Source organism: Pseudorhizobium xiangyangii (genome assembly GCF_020531965.1).
Taxonomy (GTDB): domain Bacteria; phylum Pseudomonadota; class Alphaproteobacteria; order Rhizobiales; family Rhizobiaceae; genus Neorhizobium; species Neorhizobium xiangyangii.
On record NZ_JAJAWH010000006.1, the window covers coordinates 176,543 to 191,994 of the forward strand.

Below are 15,452 nucleotides of genomic sequence, written 5' to 3' on the forward strand. Positions count from 1 at the left end.
TCCTGCTGCCTCAGATGGTTTCACCTGCAAGCAGTTTGGGGCGCCCTTCTCCGGAAGTTCCTGATGCCTGGTCGATGAAATAGGACTTCAATCCCGGTAGTCTCTCTACAAGCCCCAGACCGAAATCGCGTGCGATGCGGATCGGCGTGATGTCGTTGGAAAACAGGCGATTGAGCACGTCGGTGGTGACGCCCATGCGGAAAGTGTCGAACCGGCGCCAGGACTGGTATCTCTCAAGCACGTTCAATGCTCCGATATCGAGGCCGAGCCGGTCGGCTTCCACGACGGTTTCCGCGAGCGCTGCGACATCCTTGAAGCCAAGGTTCAGTCCCTGGCCGGAAATGGGATGGATGCCATGTGCGGCATCGCCGGCAAGAGCAAAGCGCGGCGCAACGAAGGAACGGCTCAAGGTCAAACCAAGCGGGAAGGACTTGCGGCTGCCAGCGACGGTGATTTCGCCCAGCTTGTGCCCGAAACGACGCTGTAGCTCGGCTTCGAATACCAGATCGTCGGAGGCGACGAGGTTCTCGGCCTCGTCCTTGCGTTCGGTCCAGACAAGCGAAGAGCGGTTGCCGGTGAGGGGCAGGATGGCGAAAGGCCCAGAGGGCAAGAAATGCTCTTCCGCGACACCCTCATGCGGGCGCTCATGGGCAACCGTGGTGACGATGCCGGCCTGTCCGTAGTCCCAGGTTACCGTCTTGATTCCGGCCATATCGCGCAGCCTGGACCGCACGCCGTCACAGGCCACCAGAAGCCGGGTATCGATTGTGCTCGCATCCGATAATGTGACCGTCGTCCTGGCGCCGGTGGTGTTGAATGCCGTGGCGGAGAGACCGTGGCGAATGGTGATGCCGAGCCGTTCGCAGGCCGCGCGGAGCGCGCGAACCATCGCGACATTGGGCACCATATGCGCGAAGGGCTGGCCTTCTTCCACTTCACCGTCGAATGTCAGGAAGACCGGTCTCACGGGATCAGAGGTCCGTGAATCTGTTACGATCATTCGGTTGATCGGCTGCGCTTCCGGGGCGATGTCGTTCCAGACGTCCAGAACCTCAAGCATGCGTATCGCCGCCGCGATGATGGCAGAGGCGCGCTCGTCCTTCTGCCAGACATGGTCAGGCGCAGCCTCGATGACCTCCACTTTCAGGTGGGGTGCGGACTGTTTTACCGCCACCGCGGCTGAAAGGCCCACATAGCCTCCACCGACAACCAGCATATCCAGCATTTGGCTCACTCCCGCGACACTTGAGAAGATGACATGGTCCATATAGATCATCCGGCAACTGGTTCCTATTACCGGAGTCCGCCATTATGTCACGCCCGCCTGAATTCCAAGATGCGATGGATCGTCTCCTCACGACGCTTGATCTCGAAAAGCTCGAGGAGAACCTCTATCGCGGCAGTAGTCCACAGGTGGGCTGGCAGCGGGTGTTCGGCGGACAGGTGATTGCCCAGGCTCTCATGGCGGCCCAGCGGACGGTGGATGAAAACCGTTACGTCCATTCACTCCACGCCTACTTCATGCGGCCGGGCGATCCCGCTGTGCCGATCGTGTACCAGGTGGAGCGGATACGGGACGGATCAAGCTTCGCCACGCGGTGGATCGTGGCAATCCAGCATGGGCGGCCGATATTTTCCATGTCCGCATCTTTCCAGGTGGAGGAGGATGGGCTCGATCATCAAGTGTCCATGCCGCCCGTTACACCGCCGGAAGAGTTGATGGGCGAAAAGGAATTCAAGGAGCTGTTCCTCGCGCAGGCCCCGGCAGGGGTGCGGAAATACTGGAACCGGGACCGTCCGATCGAGATCCGGCCTGTCTCACTCGTCCATTATCTGACGAAAGAGAAACTGGAGCCTCGGCAGGATATCTGGGTGCGGGCTGTCGGAGAGGTGCCGGCGGATCGTCACTACCAAGCCTGCGTACTGGCCTATCTGTCCGACATGACCTTGCTCGACACGTCCCTCTATGCGCATGGCACGTCAATCTTCGATCCCAAGCTGCAGGTCGCCAGTCTCGACCATGCCATGTGGTTTCATCGACCCTGCGCGCTGGAAGATTGGCTTGTCTACACGCAGGACAGCCCGAGTTCGTCAGGTGCACGCGGCATGACGCGGGGTAGCCTCTACACGCGGTCCGGAGAGTTGATTGCGTCTGTTGCGCAAGAGGGGTTGATTCGCAAACGAGCAGTTGAGTAAATATTAGGCATCATGGAATTTGTGCGTAATTCCAAGGCAATAAAGTCGCCCGTTGCTGCCTTTCGTTTAGGCGAAATAGAAAAAGCACTTTAAAAACATAATCTTATAAATCCATGTCGAAACTGGCACGCCCTTTGTATGTAAGTCGGAAGTCGCTGTCTCTGATCAGCAGCGATGCGGGACGTTGGCTTCGGCCGAACAAACAGAGGATGGGAAAGCCAGATGAAAATCGTGATGGCCATTATCAAGCCGTTCAAGCTGGACGAGGTGCGTGAAGCGCTCACGGCAGTCGGCATCCAGGGCCTGACCGTTACCGAAGTGAAGGGCTACGGGCGGCAAAAGGGGCATACGGAAATCTACCGCGGTACGGAATACGCCGTCAGCTTCCTGCCGAAGCTGAAGATCGAAGTCGCAGTGCCTACGGATCTTGTCGACAAGACCGTGGACGCGATCGCTTCCGCCGCTAAGACCGGCCAGATCGGGGACGGCAAGATCTTTGTATATTCCATTGAGCAGGCCGTGCGCATCCGGACCGGCGAGACCAGCACAGAAGCGCTTTAACAACGGCTGATTGGGGAGCTACCTATGAAAATTTCTAGACTTTCAACCTCGCTCGGTCGTGTGAGTGCTGCTTCAGCAGCCTTCCTGGCGCCCGTTGTCGCTTTCGCGCAGGATGCGGCTGCACCCGCCGCTGAAGCTGCTGCGGTCGTGCCGGAAAAAGGCGATACCGCCTTCATGTTCATTTGCACTCTGCTCGTCTTCTTCATGCTGATGCCGGGCCTAGGCTTGTTCTACGGTGGCCTCGTGCGCGCCAAGAACATGCTGTCCGTGCTCATGCAATGCACCGTGGTCGGTGCGACCATGATGCTCGTATGGGTGATCTACGGTTACTCCTTCGCCTTCGGCGGCTCGGAGAATGCCTATTTCGGTGGCACAGCCAAAATGTTCCTGTCCGGCGTGACCATGGACTCGACAGCCGCGACCTTCTCGGATGCGGTCATTCCCGAATTCGTCTTCATGCTGTTCCAGATGACGTTTGCAGCCCTTACCCCGGCGCTGATCGTCGGCGCTTTCGCTGAACGCATCAAGTTCTCCGCCGCCGTCCTGTTCTGCGTTCTGTGGGCAACGTTCGTCTACTTCCCGGTCGCTCATATGGTGTGGGATGCCAACGGCCTCCTGTTCGGAATGGGTGCGCTTGACTTCGCTGGTGGTACCGTCGTCCATATCAACGCAGGTGTTGCCGGTCTCATTGGCGCGATCATGGTCGGCAAGCGCACGGGCTTGGGCAAGGACATGATGGCACCGCATTCGATGACGCTCACGCTCGTCGGCGCCGCCATGCTTTGGCTCGGCTGGTTCGGCTTCAACGCCGGTTCCAACCTCGAAGCGTCCGGCGGTGCGATGCTCGCAACCGTCAACACGTTTGTGGCGACGGCTGCAGCGATCATCTCCTGGTGCGTGGTTGAAACGTTTACCCGCGGCAAGGCTTCGATGCTCGGTGCCGCGTCCGGCATGATTTCCGGTCTGGTCGCCATCACGCCCGCAGCTGGTATTGCCGGACCGATGGGTGCGATCGTCATGGGTCTTCTCGTCTCGCCGCTCTGCTACTTCTTCGTAGCCGTCGTCAAAAACAAGTTGGGTTATGACGACACGGCAGACGTCTTCGGCGTTCACGGTGTCGGCGGCCTCTTCGGCGCACTCGCAACCGGCATCTTTGCCTCCTCGTCGCTCGGCGGCATCGGTTATGCCGAAGGCGTGACCATGGGTGGCCAGTTCATGACGCAGCTGACCGCAGTCGTCATCACCATCGCATGGTGCGGTATCGTCTCGGTGATCCTTTACAAGGTCGTTGATGTGATCATCGGTCTTCGGGTCACTGTCGAAGCGGAGCGCGAAGGTCTCGACCTTTCCTCCCACGGCGAAGCCGCCTACCACTCCTGATAACAGTTTGCGGCGGTACCAATCCGCCGCAGCACAATCTGCCGCAAAGAGCCGCTTTTTGTATCGAACTTTCGCCCGGACCTCGGTCCGGGCTTTTTTATATCGGCTTCCGGATGTCCCAGGCGCGGTGGTTAAAGGCACATTAACCATCTTCACGCTACGTTGCGCCGACTGCGGTGGGTTTGAGCTCATGCTAGCCCCGACCTCCCTCAAGCGTTGCAACGGCGGACAGAGTAATGGGTAGAAGCAATTCAGCAGCAATGGGCGATGGTTCGGCGAGGGCCATGCTGACGACTTTTGTCGTCAGGCAAGCCATGGCGCTGGCTGGGTTTGGCATTTTCATCGCTCTCGCTCTCGCAGTTGCCGCCCTCGCGACCTGGAACGTAGCGGATCCGAGCTTTTCCTACGCGACCGATAATCAGCCCACGAATTTGCTTGGCTATTTCGGGGCCGCCTTTGCGGACCTCATGATGCAGTTCTTTGGCCTTGCGTGCCTTGTCGCACTTCTGCCCGTTCTTGCATTTGCGCTGGCATTGATTTCGGGACGCGAGTTCAACCGCGTGCCGGCACGGCTGGCGGCCTGGGGCGGCGGTACGCTTCTGGTCTCCGCGTCGCTCGGCTGCTTCCCGGCGCCATTTACCTGGCCCATTCCCAACGGCATCGGCGGCGTCATCGGTGATATGATCCTGCGCTTCCCGGCGCTCTTTGTTGGCGCCTATCCGACCGGAATGCTGGCAACGATCCTTGGCATCTTCTTTGCGTTTCCGGCCGTCTGGCTGCTCCTCTTTGCGTCTGGCCTGGTGGGCGAAGCGTTCGAGGATGAAGATGAGGACTATGCTCCGGCCGTTGCCACCAATTCACGGGCACGACAGGTCGTCGAGGATGAGGATGACGATGAAGGCGTATTCGCAGGCTTTCTGGCGCTCGGCGCTCTCGCCCACTACTGGTATATCGGGCAGGCTCGCATCCGCCGTCTTTTCGGCATCAAGCCGGGCTCTCGCAGTACGTTCGATCAGCCATATGATTTCAACGACGACGAATTCGGTACGCTGAACGAGCCGGTGCGGGCGAAGGCTCCTGCCGCTGCCGGGCACCGTGTTGAACCGTCCCTCGATAGTCCTGCGCATGGCGGCGTCGCTCGTCGCTCGATCGTTTCGCCGCCCATGGCGCACCATGACGAGGATGACCTGGACGACTCCTTCGTTCGGCCTGCGGGTATTCTATCCGATGATGACGATGTTCCGTTCGCAGCCACGCGGCGCCCAACGGCGTCCGGTACAGGACGTGCTCAGCCAAGGGTAGCTGCGCCTCCTGCGCCACCCAGGCCCAGCCCGCGGGTTGCTCGTGACGCTCAGGCATCCTTCATCGATTCGGACGGCTTCCAGCTTCCATCCGTCCATCTGCTTGCGGAACCGAAAGCGATTGCTCGCGATGCCACACTTTCGGCGGATGTGCTGGAGCAGAATGCCCGCATGCTGGAAGGTGTGCTGGAGGATTTCGGCGTCAAGGGCGAGATCATCCATGTTCGTCCAGGTCCGGTCGTCACGCTTTACGAACTGGAGCCGGCACCCGGTATCAAGTCCTCGCGCGTCATCGGCCTTGCCGACGACATCGCCCGCTCGATGAGCGCGATCGCTGCTCGCGTTGCCGTCGTTCCCGGCCGCAATGCGATCGGTATCGAACTGCCGAACCGCACCCGCGAGACGGTCTATCTGCGCGAGATGATCGGCAGCAAGGACTTCGAGAACAGCAAGGCGAAGCTCGCCATGGCACTCGGCAAGACGATCGGCGGCGAGCCGGTCGTGGCCGACCTAGCAAAGATGCCGCATCTGCTGGTCGCGGGTACCACGGGCTCGGGTAAGTCCGTGGCCATCAACACGATGATCCTGTCGCTTCTCTACCGCTATACGCCGGAGAAGTGCCGCCTGATCATGATCGATCCGAAAATGCTTGAACTCTCCGTCTATGACGGTATTCCACACCTTCTTTCACCGGTGGTCACCGACCCGAAGAAGGCCGTCGTAGCGCTCAAGTGGACCGTCCGCGAGATGGAAGAGCGTTACAAGAAAATGTCGAAGATCGGCGTGCGCAATATCGACGGCTTCAACAGCCGCGTCGAACAGGCGCTGGCCAAGGGCGAGGTGATGACGCGCACCGTCCAGACCGGTTTCGATCGCGAAACCGGCGAGGCGATCTACGAAACGGAAGAGTTCGATCTGAAGCCGATTCCTTACATAGTCGTCATCATCGACGAGATGGCCGACCTGATGATGGTCGCCGGCAAGGACATCGAAGGTGCAGTCCAGCGTCTGGCGCAGATGGCGCGTGCCGCCGGTATCCACGTCGTCATGGCGACGCAGCGTCCATCGGTGGACGTCATTACCGGCACGATCAAGGCCAACTTCCCGACGCGTATCTCCTTCCAGGTCACGTCGAAGATCGACAGCCGCACGATCCTCGGGGAGCAGGGCGCCGAGCAGCTGCTCGGCATGGGCGACATGCTCTACATGGCCGGTGGTGGCCGCATACAACGCGTCCATGGCCCGTTCGTCTCTGACGTCGAGGTTGAGGAGATCGTTGCCTACTTGAAAACCCAGGGCTCGCCTCAATATCTGGAAGCCATCACAGCCGATGACGACGAGGAAAATGATGGCGGCGGCCCCTCGGGCACTGCGAACCTCTCGGATTCCGAAGATCCCTACGATCAGGCGGTGGCAATTGTGCTACGTGACGGGAAGGCGTCGACTTCCTATATTCAGCGAAGGCTCGGCATCGGCTACAATCGCGCAGCCTCTCTGATCGAGAGGATGGAGCAGGAAGGACTGATCGGTCCCGCCAATCATGCCGGAAAACGCGAGATTTTGGTGCCGACCGAAGCCGACATCCTGGAACGCTAGGACCGCCGCCGCGTTGGCCATCAAGCTGCCGCCTTTCGAGGCCAGGAAGCGGTGAAGGAGAAGACAGAATGAATAAAAAGACCAACTGCTCCCCGTCGTTCGGTGCCATCAGCCGCAGATCCTTCTCCGCCGGATTGCTGGGGCTTGCCACGTCGGCGCTTATTCCATCGACAGGTGCCGCTCAGGGTGCCGGTGGCTCGGCCGCCGCGCAGAAGATCGCCGACCATTTCTCGTCCGTGAAGACGATGATGGGCGAGTTCGTCCAGTTCGGTCCGCGCGGAGAGCAGACAGGCGGAAAATTCTTCATCGAACGCCCGGGCAAACTGCGGTTCAACTTCGAGGATCCGTCCCCGATCCGCGTGATTGCCGACGGCAAGAATGTCGTCATCGGCAACATGAAGCTGAAGACCTGGGATCTCTACCCCTTGTCCAAGACGCCGCTCAGCCTGTTGCTGGCGGAACGGATCGATCTTTCGAACGAGACGGTTCGCGGCGTGCGGGAGGAGCCGGACCTGACGACGATCGTGCTCGGTAACCGGACGATTTTCGGCGATTCGACGATCACCATGATGTTCGACTCTAAGACGTACGAGCTCAGACAGTGGACGATCACGGACGCGCAGAACAAGGACACGTCGGTGATGATCTACAACGTCAAGAACGGTGTTGGTTTCGAGGAGCGGGTCTTCCGTATTCCCTACGACGAAGTCCGCAAGCTCTGATCGAAAGCAAGGGATCCTCTGGGTCCCTTTTTTACTTCACCCTTCACATAAAATTTTCTAAACCTTCGGGCACCCGCCTGAGGAATAAGAATGACATTCTCCATCACCACCTGGAACATCAATTCGGTGCGGCTTCGCATGCCCATCGTCGAACAATTCATCGTCCGCCATCAGCCGGACATCCTGTGCCTTCAGGAAATCAAGTGCCAGGAGCACGAGTTCCCCCTGCAGCCGCTGAAGGATCTCGGATACCAGCACATTATCATCCATGGCCAGAAGGGCTATCATGGCGTGGCGATCGCCTCGCGGGTGCCGCTTGCGGAGGATCACCGCCAGAACTATTGCGGCGTGGGTGACGCACGGCATATCTCGGCTCTTTTCGAGCGCGGGTCACGGCGTATCCGCCTGCACAATTTCTATGTCCCCGCCGGCGGAGACGAACCAGATCGGACCATCAATCCGAAGTTCGGGCACAAGCTGGATTTCGTCGAGGAAATGAAGACGCTGAAGGCGGACATGCCCGGTGTTTCGTCCATTCTTGTCGGCGACCTCAATATTGCACCGCTGGAAAACGACGTCTGGTCGCACAAGAAGCTTCTGAAGATTGTCAGCCATACGCCGATCGAGACCGACGCCATGAAGGACATCATGGCCAAGGGCGGCTGGCTCGACCTGATGCGGCAGCACACGCCGGAACCGGAAAAGATCTATACGTGGTGGAGCTACCGCGCCAAGGATTGGGAGGCTGCAAACAAAGGCCGCCGGCTTGACCACATCTGGTCATCCGCCGATCTCGGCCCGTTCCTGGACAGGATCGAGGTGTTGAAGGAAGCACGAGGCTGGAATCAGCCGTCGGACCATGTTCCCGTTACAGCCGTCTTCAAGTTCTAGGTATCGGTTCCGTTGTCAGGTGAACCGCTGCTGCATTCCTGTTGTAGCGGTCGCCATGGCAACGATGTTGTCGCGAATGCGGACCTCAACCATTTTGCCTACCTGCGGATATTCCTCCAGCAGCCGGTGGAAGAGCGTCCGGGTGATACGCAGGACCTCGGCGTCCTCCACGGCTATCGCGGTGAACTTGCGCTCCACCATCGTGATCAGCGCAAGCTCCGACAAAAGCGTGCCGGTCACCGCGACATCCTGCAGTCGCGCAGAACCTCGCTCCGAGGCGTAGAGTTCGAAGGCTCCCTTCGCCACCACGAAGGCGCATTCGGCGGGAGATGCCTCGCGGAACAGTTCCTGTCCGCCGGCCACGCCTCGACGTTCCGCTCCAAACGCGAGCAGACGTAGCTGGTCCTCCTCGAGTTCCCGGAAAAGGGCTACCTGCGAAAGGAGGCGGATGTCGTCATTGAGCGCCATTGCGGCCGTTCCTTACGGTACGATCTTGTAGCCACCGTTTTCCGTCACGAGGATCTCCGCGTTTGACGGATCTCGCTCGATCTTCTGGCGCAGGCGGTAGACGTGGGTTTCCAGCGTGTGGGTGGTAACGCCGGAATTGTAGCCCCATACCTCTTCGAGCAGGATGTCGCGGGTTACGACCTTCTGGCCGGCGCGGTACAGATAACGGATGATCGCGGCTTCCTTTTCCGTCAGCCTGATCTTCTTGCCGTCCTCGGTCGTCAGCAGCTTCTGGCTAGGCTTGAAGATGTACTGCCCCACGGGGAACGTCGCGTCTTCGCTCTGCTCGTACTGGCGCAGCTGCGCCCGGATACGGGCCAGGAGCACCGCAAAGCGGAACGGCTTGGTGATATAGTCGTTCGCGCCTGCTTCGAGCCCCAGGATGGTGTCGGAATCCGTATCATGGCCGGTCAGCATGATGATCGGTGCCTTGAAACCGTTCTTCCGCAACAGCTTCACGGCCTCGCGGCCGTCCATGTCGGGGAGCCCGACGTCCATGATCAGCAGGTCGACCTGGCTGGACTTCGCAGTCTGCATGGCCTTTGCTGCATTCGCCTCCTGCAGGAGAGAGAACTCCTCATAGAGAGAAAGTTGCTCCATCAGGGTTTCGCGCAGGTCGTCGTCGTCGTCCACCAGCAAAATCGTGCGAGCTGCCATGTGTTCTCTTGCCTCTTGTGTTGCCCTGCCCTTTTTCTCTTCTATAGCACGAGAGGGCAAGCGGTTTCAGGCACTTGATCTAGTTTGCATCGTGCTATGAATTTAAACCAAATCATCTTCAAAGCAAAAACTCGTGAGGAAAGATGGCCGATTTGAGCAGGCGGAGGCAAATTGGCACAAATCTCGTCATCGTCCGGGCGGTTCCGGGTAACCGTTCGCGGGCCATGGTCTGCTTCGGGGGGATGACGGTACCGGCGGCTCTCGGTCGCTCCGGCCGCACTGCTTTCAAGCGAGAAGGCGACGGCGCCACGCCGATTGCGTCGATGCGATTGCTCCACGGTTTCACGCGCGGAGATCGGGTGAAGTCACTGCGCACACCGCTTCCGATGCGCCGGATTGCCAAGGACATGCTCTGGTGCGACCAGCCGGACCATCCGAGCTACAACCGTCTTGTCCGGGCGCCTTTTCGGCCCAGCCATGAGGAAATGATGCGTCAGGACGGGCTCTACGACATCTGCCTCGTGCTCGACTGGAACATCACCACGCGCAGCCGCCATCGCGGCTCGGCTATCTTCTTCCATCTCATCAAGCCAGGCTATCAGCCGACGGCCGGCTGCGTCGCCGTCAGCCTCAGGGACATGCAACGGCTGATCCGCTTCATGCGACGCGGAACTGTCGTGCGGATTCTCTGACAATCCAGAATCGCGTTGTGTGCCGCGAGTGTCGCATAACCGTAATGGACGCCTCCTAGTGTCGCCTCGGTTTACACCGAAGATGTTCATAAGGAGATTGTCATGACCGAAGAGCGCTGTCCGAAGCCGTTCCCCACCACGCAGCTTGAAGAGGCGGATGGCGAAGGGCACAATTCCAGCGCCAATCCGACCATGGGTGAGATCATCAGCAGACGGTTTTCCCGCCGCAATTTCCTGCAGGGCTCGCTGGCGGTGTCTGCGATTGCCGCAACGGTCAGCCCTGTGGCATTGATGACAGCCGACAAGGCAAAGGCTGCCGCTGTATCGGCCTTCTCTTTCCCGGAGGTAGAGGCAGGCGTCGATGCCAAGCACCACGTTGCAGAAGGCTATGATGCGGACGTGTTGCTGCGATGGGGCGATGCTCTTTTCCCGGATTCGCCGGAATTCGATCCGAACGGCCAGACTGCCGAAGCGCAGGCGCGACAGTTCGGCTACAACAACGACTATGTCGGGTTCGTTCCACTGGAAGGTGCCGACGACCGCGGCCTGCTTGTCGTCAACCACGAATACACCAATCCGCACCTCATGTTCCCGGGCATCGTCACCATCGTCGATGGTGAGGTGAAGCAGGGCTCGCTCAGCAAGGAGCAGGTGGATGTCGAGATGGCTGCTCATGGCGGCACGATTGTCGAAATCCAGCGAGTGGACGGAAAATGGCAGGTCGTTCGCGACGGCCAATACAATCGCCGCGTTACCGTATCGACCGAGATGGAGGTCACGGGTCCCGCAGCCGGGCATGACCGCCTGAAGACATCGGCCGATAGCACCGGCACCAAAGTTCTGGGTACGCTTAACAACTGCGCCGGCGGCGTCACCCCCTGGGGCACCTACATCATGGCCGAGGAGAACTTCCACGGCTACTTCTCCGGCGAACTGCCGGCGGACCATCCGGAAGTGGCCAATTACGAGCGCTATGGCGTTCCGGAGGGCGGCTACGACTGGGCGAACTTCTACGATCGTTTCGACCTTGGCAAGGAGCCCAACGAGCCGAATCGCTTCGGCTGGATCGTCGAGGTCGACGTCATGGATCCGACGTCGATGCCGAAGAAGCGCACGGCGCTTGGCCGGACCAAGCATGAGGGTGCGGAATCGATCGTCGCGGAAAACGGAAAGGTCGTCTTCTACCTCGGCGATGACGAACGTTTCGACTATGTCTACAAGTTCGTCACGGACGGGACCTACAATCCGGATGACCGTGCGGCCAACATGGATCTTCTCGATGCCGGTACGCTCTACGTCGCCAAGTTCAACGATGACGGCACGATGCAATGGCTGTCGATGGTCCACGGCGAAGGTCCGCTCACGCAAGAGAACGGCTTTGCCAGCCAGGCCGACATCGTCATCGAAACCCGCCGCGCAGGCGACCTTCTCGGTGCCACCAAGATGGACCGCCCGGAAGACGTCCAGCCGAACGGCGTCAACGGCAAGGTCTATGTGATGCTGACCAACAACACGAAACGTAAGGACGATCAGGTCGATGCGGCCAACCCGCGCGCCGAGAATGCTTTCGGTCATATCATCGAGATCGCCGAAGACGGGGGCGACTTCACCGCGACATCGGGCAAGTGGGAAGTGCTGCTGAAATGCGGGGATCCATCGGTGGCCGAAGTAGGTGAGACGTTCTCTACGGAAACGACAAAGAACGGCTGGTTCGGCATGCCGGATAACTGTGCGATCGATGCGGCTGGTCGTCTCTGGGTGTCGACCGACGGCAATAACAACAAGGCGACGGGACGGACCGACGGCCTGTGGGCGGTCGATACGGAAGGCGATGCACGTGCGACGTCGAAGCTGTTCTTCCGTGTTCCTGTCGGCGGCGAGCTGTGCGGCCCGTTGTTCACCCCGGACGACGAGACGGCCTTCGTTGCGGTCCAGCACCCGGGTGACGGTGGCGAGGACTGGGATGGCCATGGTCGTCCATCATACTACGAGGACCTGTCGACGCGTTGGCCCGACTTCAAGGACGACATGCCAGTTCGTCCGTCCGTCCTAGCCATAACCAAGATCGGTGGCGGCAAGATTGCAGTCTGATTGCCTTTAGAAACGAAAATGCCCGGAACATTGCCGGGCATTTTCTTAAAATCAGATCGCTGTAAATGTTACTTCCACTCGCGGATGTCGACGAAGTGGCCGGCGACTGCGGCCGCAGCGGCCATGGCCGGGGACACGAGATGTGTGCGGCCCTTATAGCCCTGGCGACCCTCGAAGTTGCGGTTGGAGGTAGAGGCGCAACGCTCGCCCGGCTTCAGCCGGTCGTCGTTCATGGCCAGGCACATGGAACAGCCCGGCTCGCGCCATTCAAAGCCGGCTTCCTTGAAGATCTTGTCGAGACCTTCTGCTTCCGCCTGCTCCTTCACCAGACCGGAACCTGGAACGATCATCGCCGATACCGTTGGAGCGACTGTGCGCCCCTCGACAACCTTTGCGACGGCCCGAAGGTCTTCGATGCGGCCGTTGGTGCAGGAGCCGATGAAGACGCGGTCGATTGCGATGTCCGTCATCTTGGTGCCGGGCTTCAGGCCCATGTAGTCCAGTGCACGCCATTTGGAGACGCGCTTGGTCTCTTCCTGGATGTCGTCCGGGTTGGGAACGCTGCCCTGAACCGAGATGACGTCTTCCGGCGACGAACCCCAGGAGACGATCGGCGGCAGGTTGGCGGCATTGAGCACGACGACCTTGTCGAAATGCGCACCCTCGTCGGTATTCAGCGTCTTCCAGTAGTCGAGCGCCATATCCCAGGCGGTGCCCTTCGGAGCGCGCGGTTTGTCCTTGATGTATTCGAAGGTTTTTTCGTCCGGCGCGATCAGGCCGGCGCGGGCGCCGCCTTCGATCGTCATGTTACAGATCGTCATGCGTCCTTCCATCGACAGCGAGCGAATGGCTTCGCCTGCGAATTCGATGACGTGGCCCGTGCCGCCGGCCGTGCCGATCTCGCCGATGATGGCAAGGATGATGTCCTTGGCGGTGACGCCTTCGGGCAGCTTGCCGTCGACACGCACCAGCATGTTCTTGGCCTTGCTCTGCACCAGCGTCTGGGTGGCAAGAACATGCTCGACTTCGGACGTGCCGATGCCGTGCGCCAGTGCGCCGAACGCACCGTGCGTTGAGGTATGGCTGTCGCCGCACACGATCGTCATGCCGGGTAGGGTGAAGCCCTGCTCAGGCCCGACGATGTGGACGATGCCTTGGCGCTTGTCCTTTTCGGAGTAGTACTCGACGCCGAAGTCATGGGCATTCTGCGCAAGTGCTTCGACCTGGATCCGGCTCTCCTCGTTCTTGATGCCGATGTGCCGGTCCGGGGTCGTCGGCACGTTGTGGTCGACGACGGCGAGCGTCTTTTCCGGCGCTCGGACCTTGCGGCCGGCCAGACGCAGGCCTTCGAAGGCCTGCGGCGACGTCACTTCGTGAACGAGGTGACGGTCGATGTATAGGAGACAGGTTCCGTTGTCGTTGTTGACGACGTGGTCGTCCCAGATTTTGTCATACAGGGTACGGGGTGCGCTCATGTCTGCCATTCCGTTGAGAGTTTTGAAATGCGGGAAAATCTCCGGCATTCATCGCTGCCGGTGCGATACGGATCGACTTAGCTAAGTCGGTTGCTTAGAGCGCCCGAGACGCGCGCGAAAAATCGTGCCGGCAGACGCTTGTGGTCCTGCAGCACGATGAACTGGTTCGCGAGGCATCCGAATTTCGATCCCATGGAAAATTTCTAGCAGTTTTTTCAGATCGCGGCAATGTTATCAGTGGACCTGCGAACAAAGGTAAAATTCTCCGAACTCAAATGATACAGCTGCCCTAATTGGGCTCTATTCGGAGCAAACTACCGTTGTTAGCGGAGGGGGTGCAAAGATGAACACGATGGTCCGGTCGCCGGTCAATGAAGCGGAACGGATGCTTTCCGTCCGTTCGCTCATCTCCGGCAACACGATAGCATCCACGCCGGAACTGAGCGCCTTGGCGGAATTGGCCAAGGGAGTGTTCCATGTGCCCACTGCAGCCATCAATATCATCGATGAGGATTGGCAACGTGTAGCATATCAGGCGGGTGTTCCGATCGCCGAGTGCCCCCGCGAGCTTTCCATCTGCACGCGCGTCGTTGTGGCCAACGAGTTCCTTGTGATTCCGGATATGACCAAGCATCCGGAGATCAGGGAAGCTCCTTATGTGACCGGCGATCCGGGTTTCCGCTTCTATGCGGGCGTACCCGTGGCACTCGAGCCTAACCTCCCGGTGGGCGCGTTCTGCCTTATCGATGTCAAGCCGCGCGAATTCTCGGATGCGGACATCGAGCAACTCGAGAAGTTTGCTTTCATTGCGAGCGCGCTGCTGCGTCTCCAGAAGACGAATCTCATCATGCAATTCGCAGAGCGGGAACTTAGAACGGCAGCGATGACCGATCCCCTGACGGGATTCTACAACCGCACAGCCCTGCCGAAAATTGTCGACGTGGGCCTTGCTGCGGCTATGACCTCTGCACAGACATTCGGCGTTCTGTACCTCGATATGGACGGCTTCAAGTCGATCAATGACAAACTGGGCCATGCTATGGGTGACGAAGTGCTGTGCGAGGCGGCTCTACGTATCCGCGAGGTCCTGCGAGCCGAAGACGTCTGCGTTCGCATGGGGGGCGACGAGTTTGCCATATTCATGTCGGGCTCGTGCGATGCGGCGGGCCTCATGATGGTCTCCGAGAAACTTCTTTCCGCGTTTCGGCGTCCGTTTCACATCGACGGACACACCATCAAGGCGTGCCTCAGCATTGGTGCCGCTCTTGCTCCGCAGGCCGGAGCAGAACGTGTGCAGTTATTGCGGAACGTCGATACTGCTCTTTACCGAGCAAAAAAGGCCGGCCGCGATTGCGTTGTGGTCTTCGAAGGCTAGCGCCTATG

The 15,452-nt window shown here is 59.6% G+C and carries 13 protein-coding genes; 9 read left to right on the forward strand and 4 right to left on the reverse strand.

What is annotated here, in order from left to right:
• Positions 1 to 10: 10 nt before the first annotated feature.
• Positions 11 to 1,225, reverse strand: coding sequence for a ubiquinone biosynthesis hydroxylase (locus LH464_RS07315; RefSeq protein ID WP_226785713.1), 1,215 nt, complete (start codon positions 1,223 to 1,225; stop codon positions 11 to 13).
• Between the two features lie 86 nt (positions 1,226 to 1,311).
• Here LH464_RS07315 and tesB point away from each other — a divergent pair, with 86 nt between their 5' ends.
• From tesB to LH464_RS07345, 6 genes are all read left to right on the forward strand, one after another.
• Positions 1,312 to 2,196 carry an acyl-CoA thioesterase II gene (tesB, locus tag LH464_RS07320; RefSeq protein ID WP_226785714.1) on the forward strand — a complete coding sequence of 295 codons (885 nt, stop codon included), beginning with the start codon at positions 1,312 to 1,314 and terminating at the stop codon, positions 2,194 to 2,196.
• Positions 2,197 to 2,418: 222 nt separating this feature from the next.
• The gene (locus LH464_RS07325) at positions 2,419 to 2,757 is read left to right on the forward strand and encodes a P-II family nitrogen regulator (RefSeq protein WP_226785715.1); all 339 of its coding nucleotides are present in this window, start codon (positions 2,419 to 2,421) and stop codon (positions 2,755 to 2,757) included.
• A gap of 24 nt (positions 2,758 to 2,781) precedes the next feature.
• Positions 2,782 to 4,137 carry an ammonium transporter gene (locus LH464_RS07330; RefSeq protein WP_226785716.1) on the forward strand — a complete coding sequence of 452 codons (1,356 nt, stop codon included), beginning with the start codon at positions 2,782 to 2,784 and terminating at the stop codon, positions 4,135 to 4,137.
• 236 nt (positions 4,138 to 4,373) lie between these two features.
• Positions 4,374 to 7,034, forward strand: coding sequence for an FtsK/SpoIIIE family DNA translocase (locus tag LH464_RS07335; RefSeq protein ID WP_226785717.1), 2,661 nt, complete (start codon positions 4,374 to 4,376; stop codon positions 7,032 to 7,034).
• A gap of 68 nt (positions 7,035 to 7,102) precedes the next feature.
• Positions 7,103 to 7,756, forward strand: a complete 654-nt coding sequence (locus LH464_RS07340; RefSeq protein ID WP_226785718.1) for an outer membrane lipoprotein carrier protein LolA — start codon at positions 7,103 to 7,105, stop codon at positions 7,754 to 7,756.
• A 90-nt stretch (positions 7,757 to 7,846) separates the two neighbouring features.
• Positions 7,847 to 8,647: an exodeoxyribonuclease III gene (locus LH464_RS07345; protein ID WP_226785719.1), complete on the forward strand. Its 801-nt coding sequence runs from the start codon at positions 7,847 to 7,849 to the stop codon at positions 8,645 to 8,647.
• A gap of 15 nt (positions 8,648 to 8,662) precedes the next feature.
• On the opposite strand, the gene LH464_RS07350 is transcribed toward LH464_RS07345, so the two are convergent.
• Positions 8,663 to 9,115 carry a cyclic nucleotide-binding domain-containing protein gene (locus tag LH464_RS07350; RefSeq protein ID WP_226785720.1) on the reverse strand — a complete coding sequence of 151 codons (453 nt, stop codon included), beginning with the start codon at positions 9,113 to 9,115 and terminating at the stop codon, positions 8,663 to 8,665.
• Positions 9,116 to 9,127: 12 nt separating this feature from the next.
• Positions 9,128 to 9,811 carry a response regulator transcription factor gene (locus tag LH464_RS07355; RefSeq protein WP_226785721.1) on the reverse strand — a complete coding sequence of 228 codons (684 nt, stop codon included), beginning with the start codon at positions 9,809 to 9,811 and terminating at the stop codon, positions 9,128 to 9,130.
• A 143-nt stretch (positions 9,812 to 9,954) separates the two neighbouring features.
• Here LH464_RS07355 and LH464_RS07360 point away from each other — a divergent pair, with 143 nt between their 5' ends.
• Both LH464_RS07360 and LH464_RS07365 read left to right on the forward strand, forming a co-directional pair.
• Positions 9,955 to 10,503, forward strand: a complete 549-nt coding sequence (locus LH464_RS07360) for a L,D-transpeptidase family protein (protein WP_226785722.1) — start codon at positions 9,955 to 9,957, stop codon at positions 10,501 to 10,503.
• 102 nt (positions 10,504 to 10,605) lie between these two features.
• On the forward strand, positions 10,606 to 12,594 hold the full coding sequence (locus LH464_RS07365; protein ID WP_226785723.1) for a PhoX family protein: 1,989 nt from the start codon (positions 10,606 to 10,608) through the stop codon (positions 12,592 to 12,594).
• Between the two features lie 68 nt (positions 12,595 to 12,662).
• On the opposite strand, the gene leuC is transcribed toward LH464_RS07365, so the two are convergent.
• Complete coding sequence (leuC, locus tag LH464_RS07370) at positions 12,663 to 14,069, reverse strand: 3-isopropylmalate dehydratase large subunit (protein WP_226785724.1); 1,407 nt, start codon at positions 14,067 to 14,069, stop codon at positions 12,663 to 12,665.
• A 343-nt stretch (positions 14,070 to 14,412) separates the two neighbouring features.
• Between leuC and LH464_RS07375 the strand changes: the two genes are divergently transcribed.
• Positions 14,413 to 15,444, forward strand: coding sequence for a sensor domain-containing diguanylate cyclase (locus LH464_RS07375; protein WP_226785725.1), 1,032 nt, complete (start codon positions 14,413 to 14,415; stop codon positions 15,442 to 15,444).
• Positions 15,445 to 15,452: the final 8 nt, after the last annotated feature.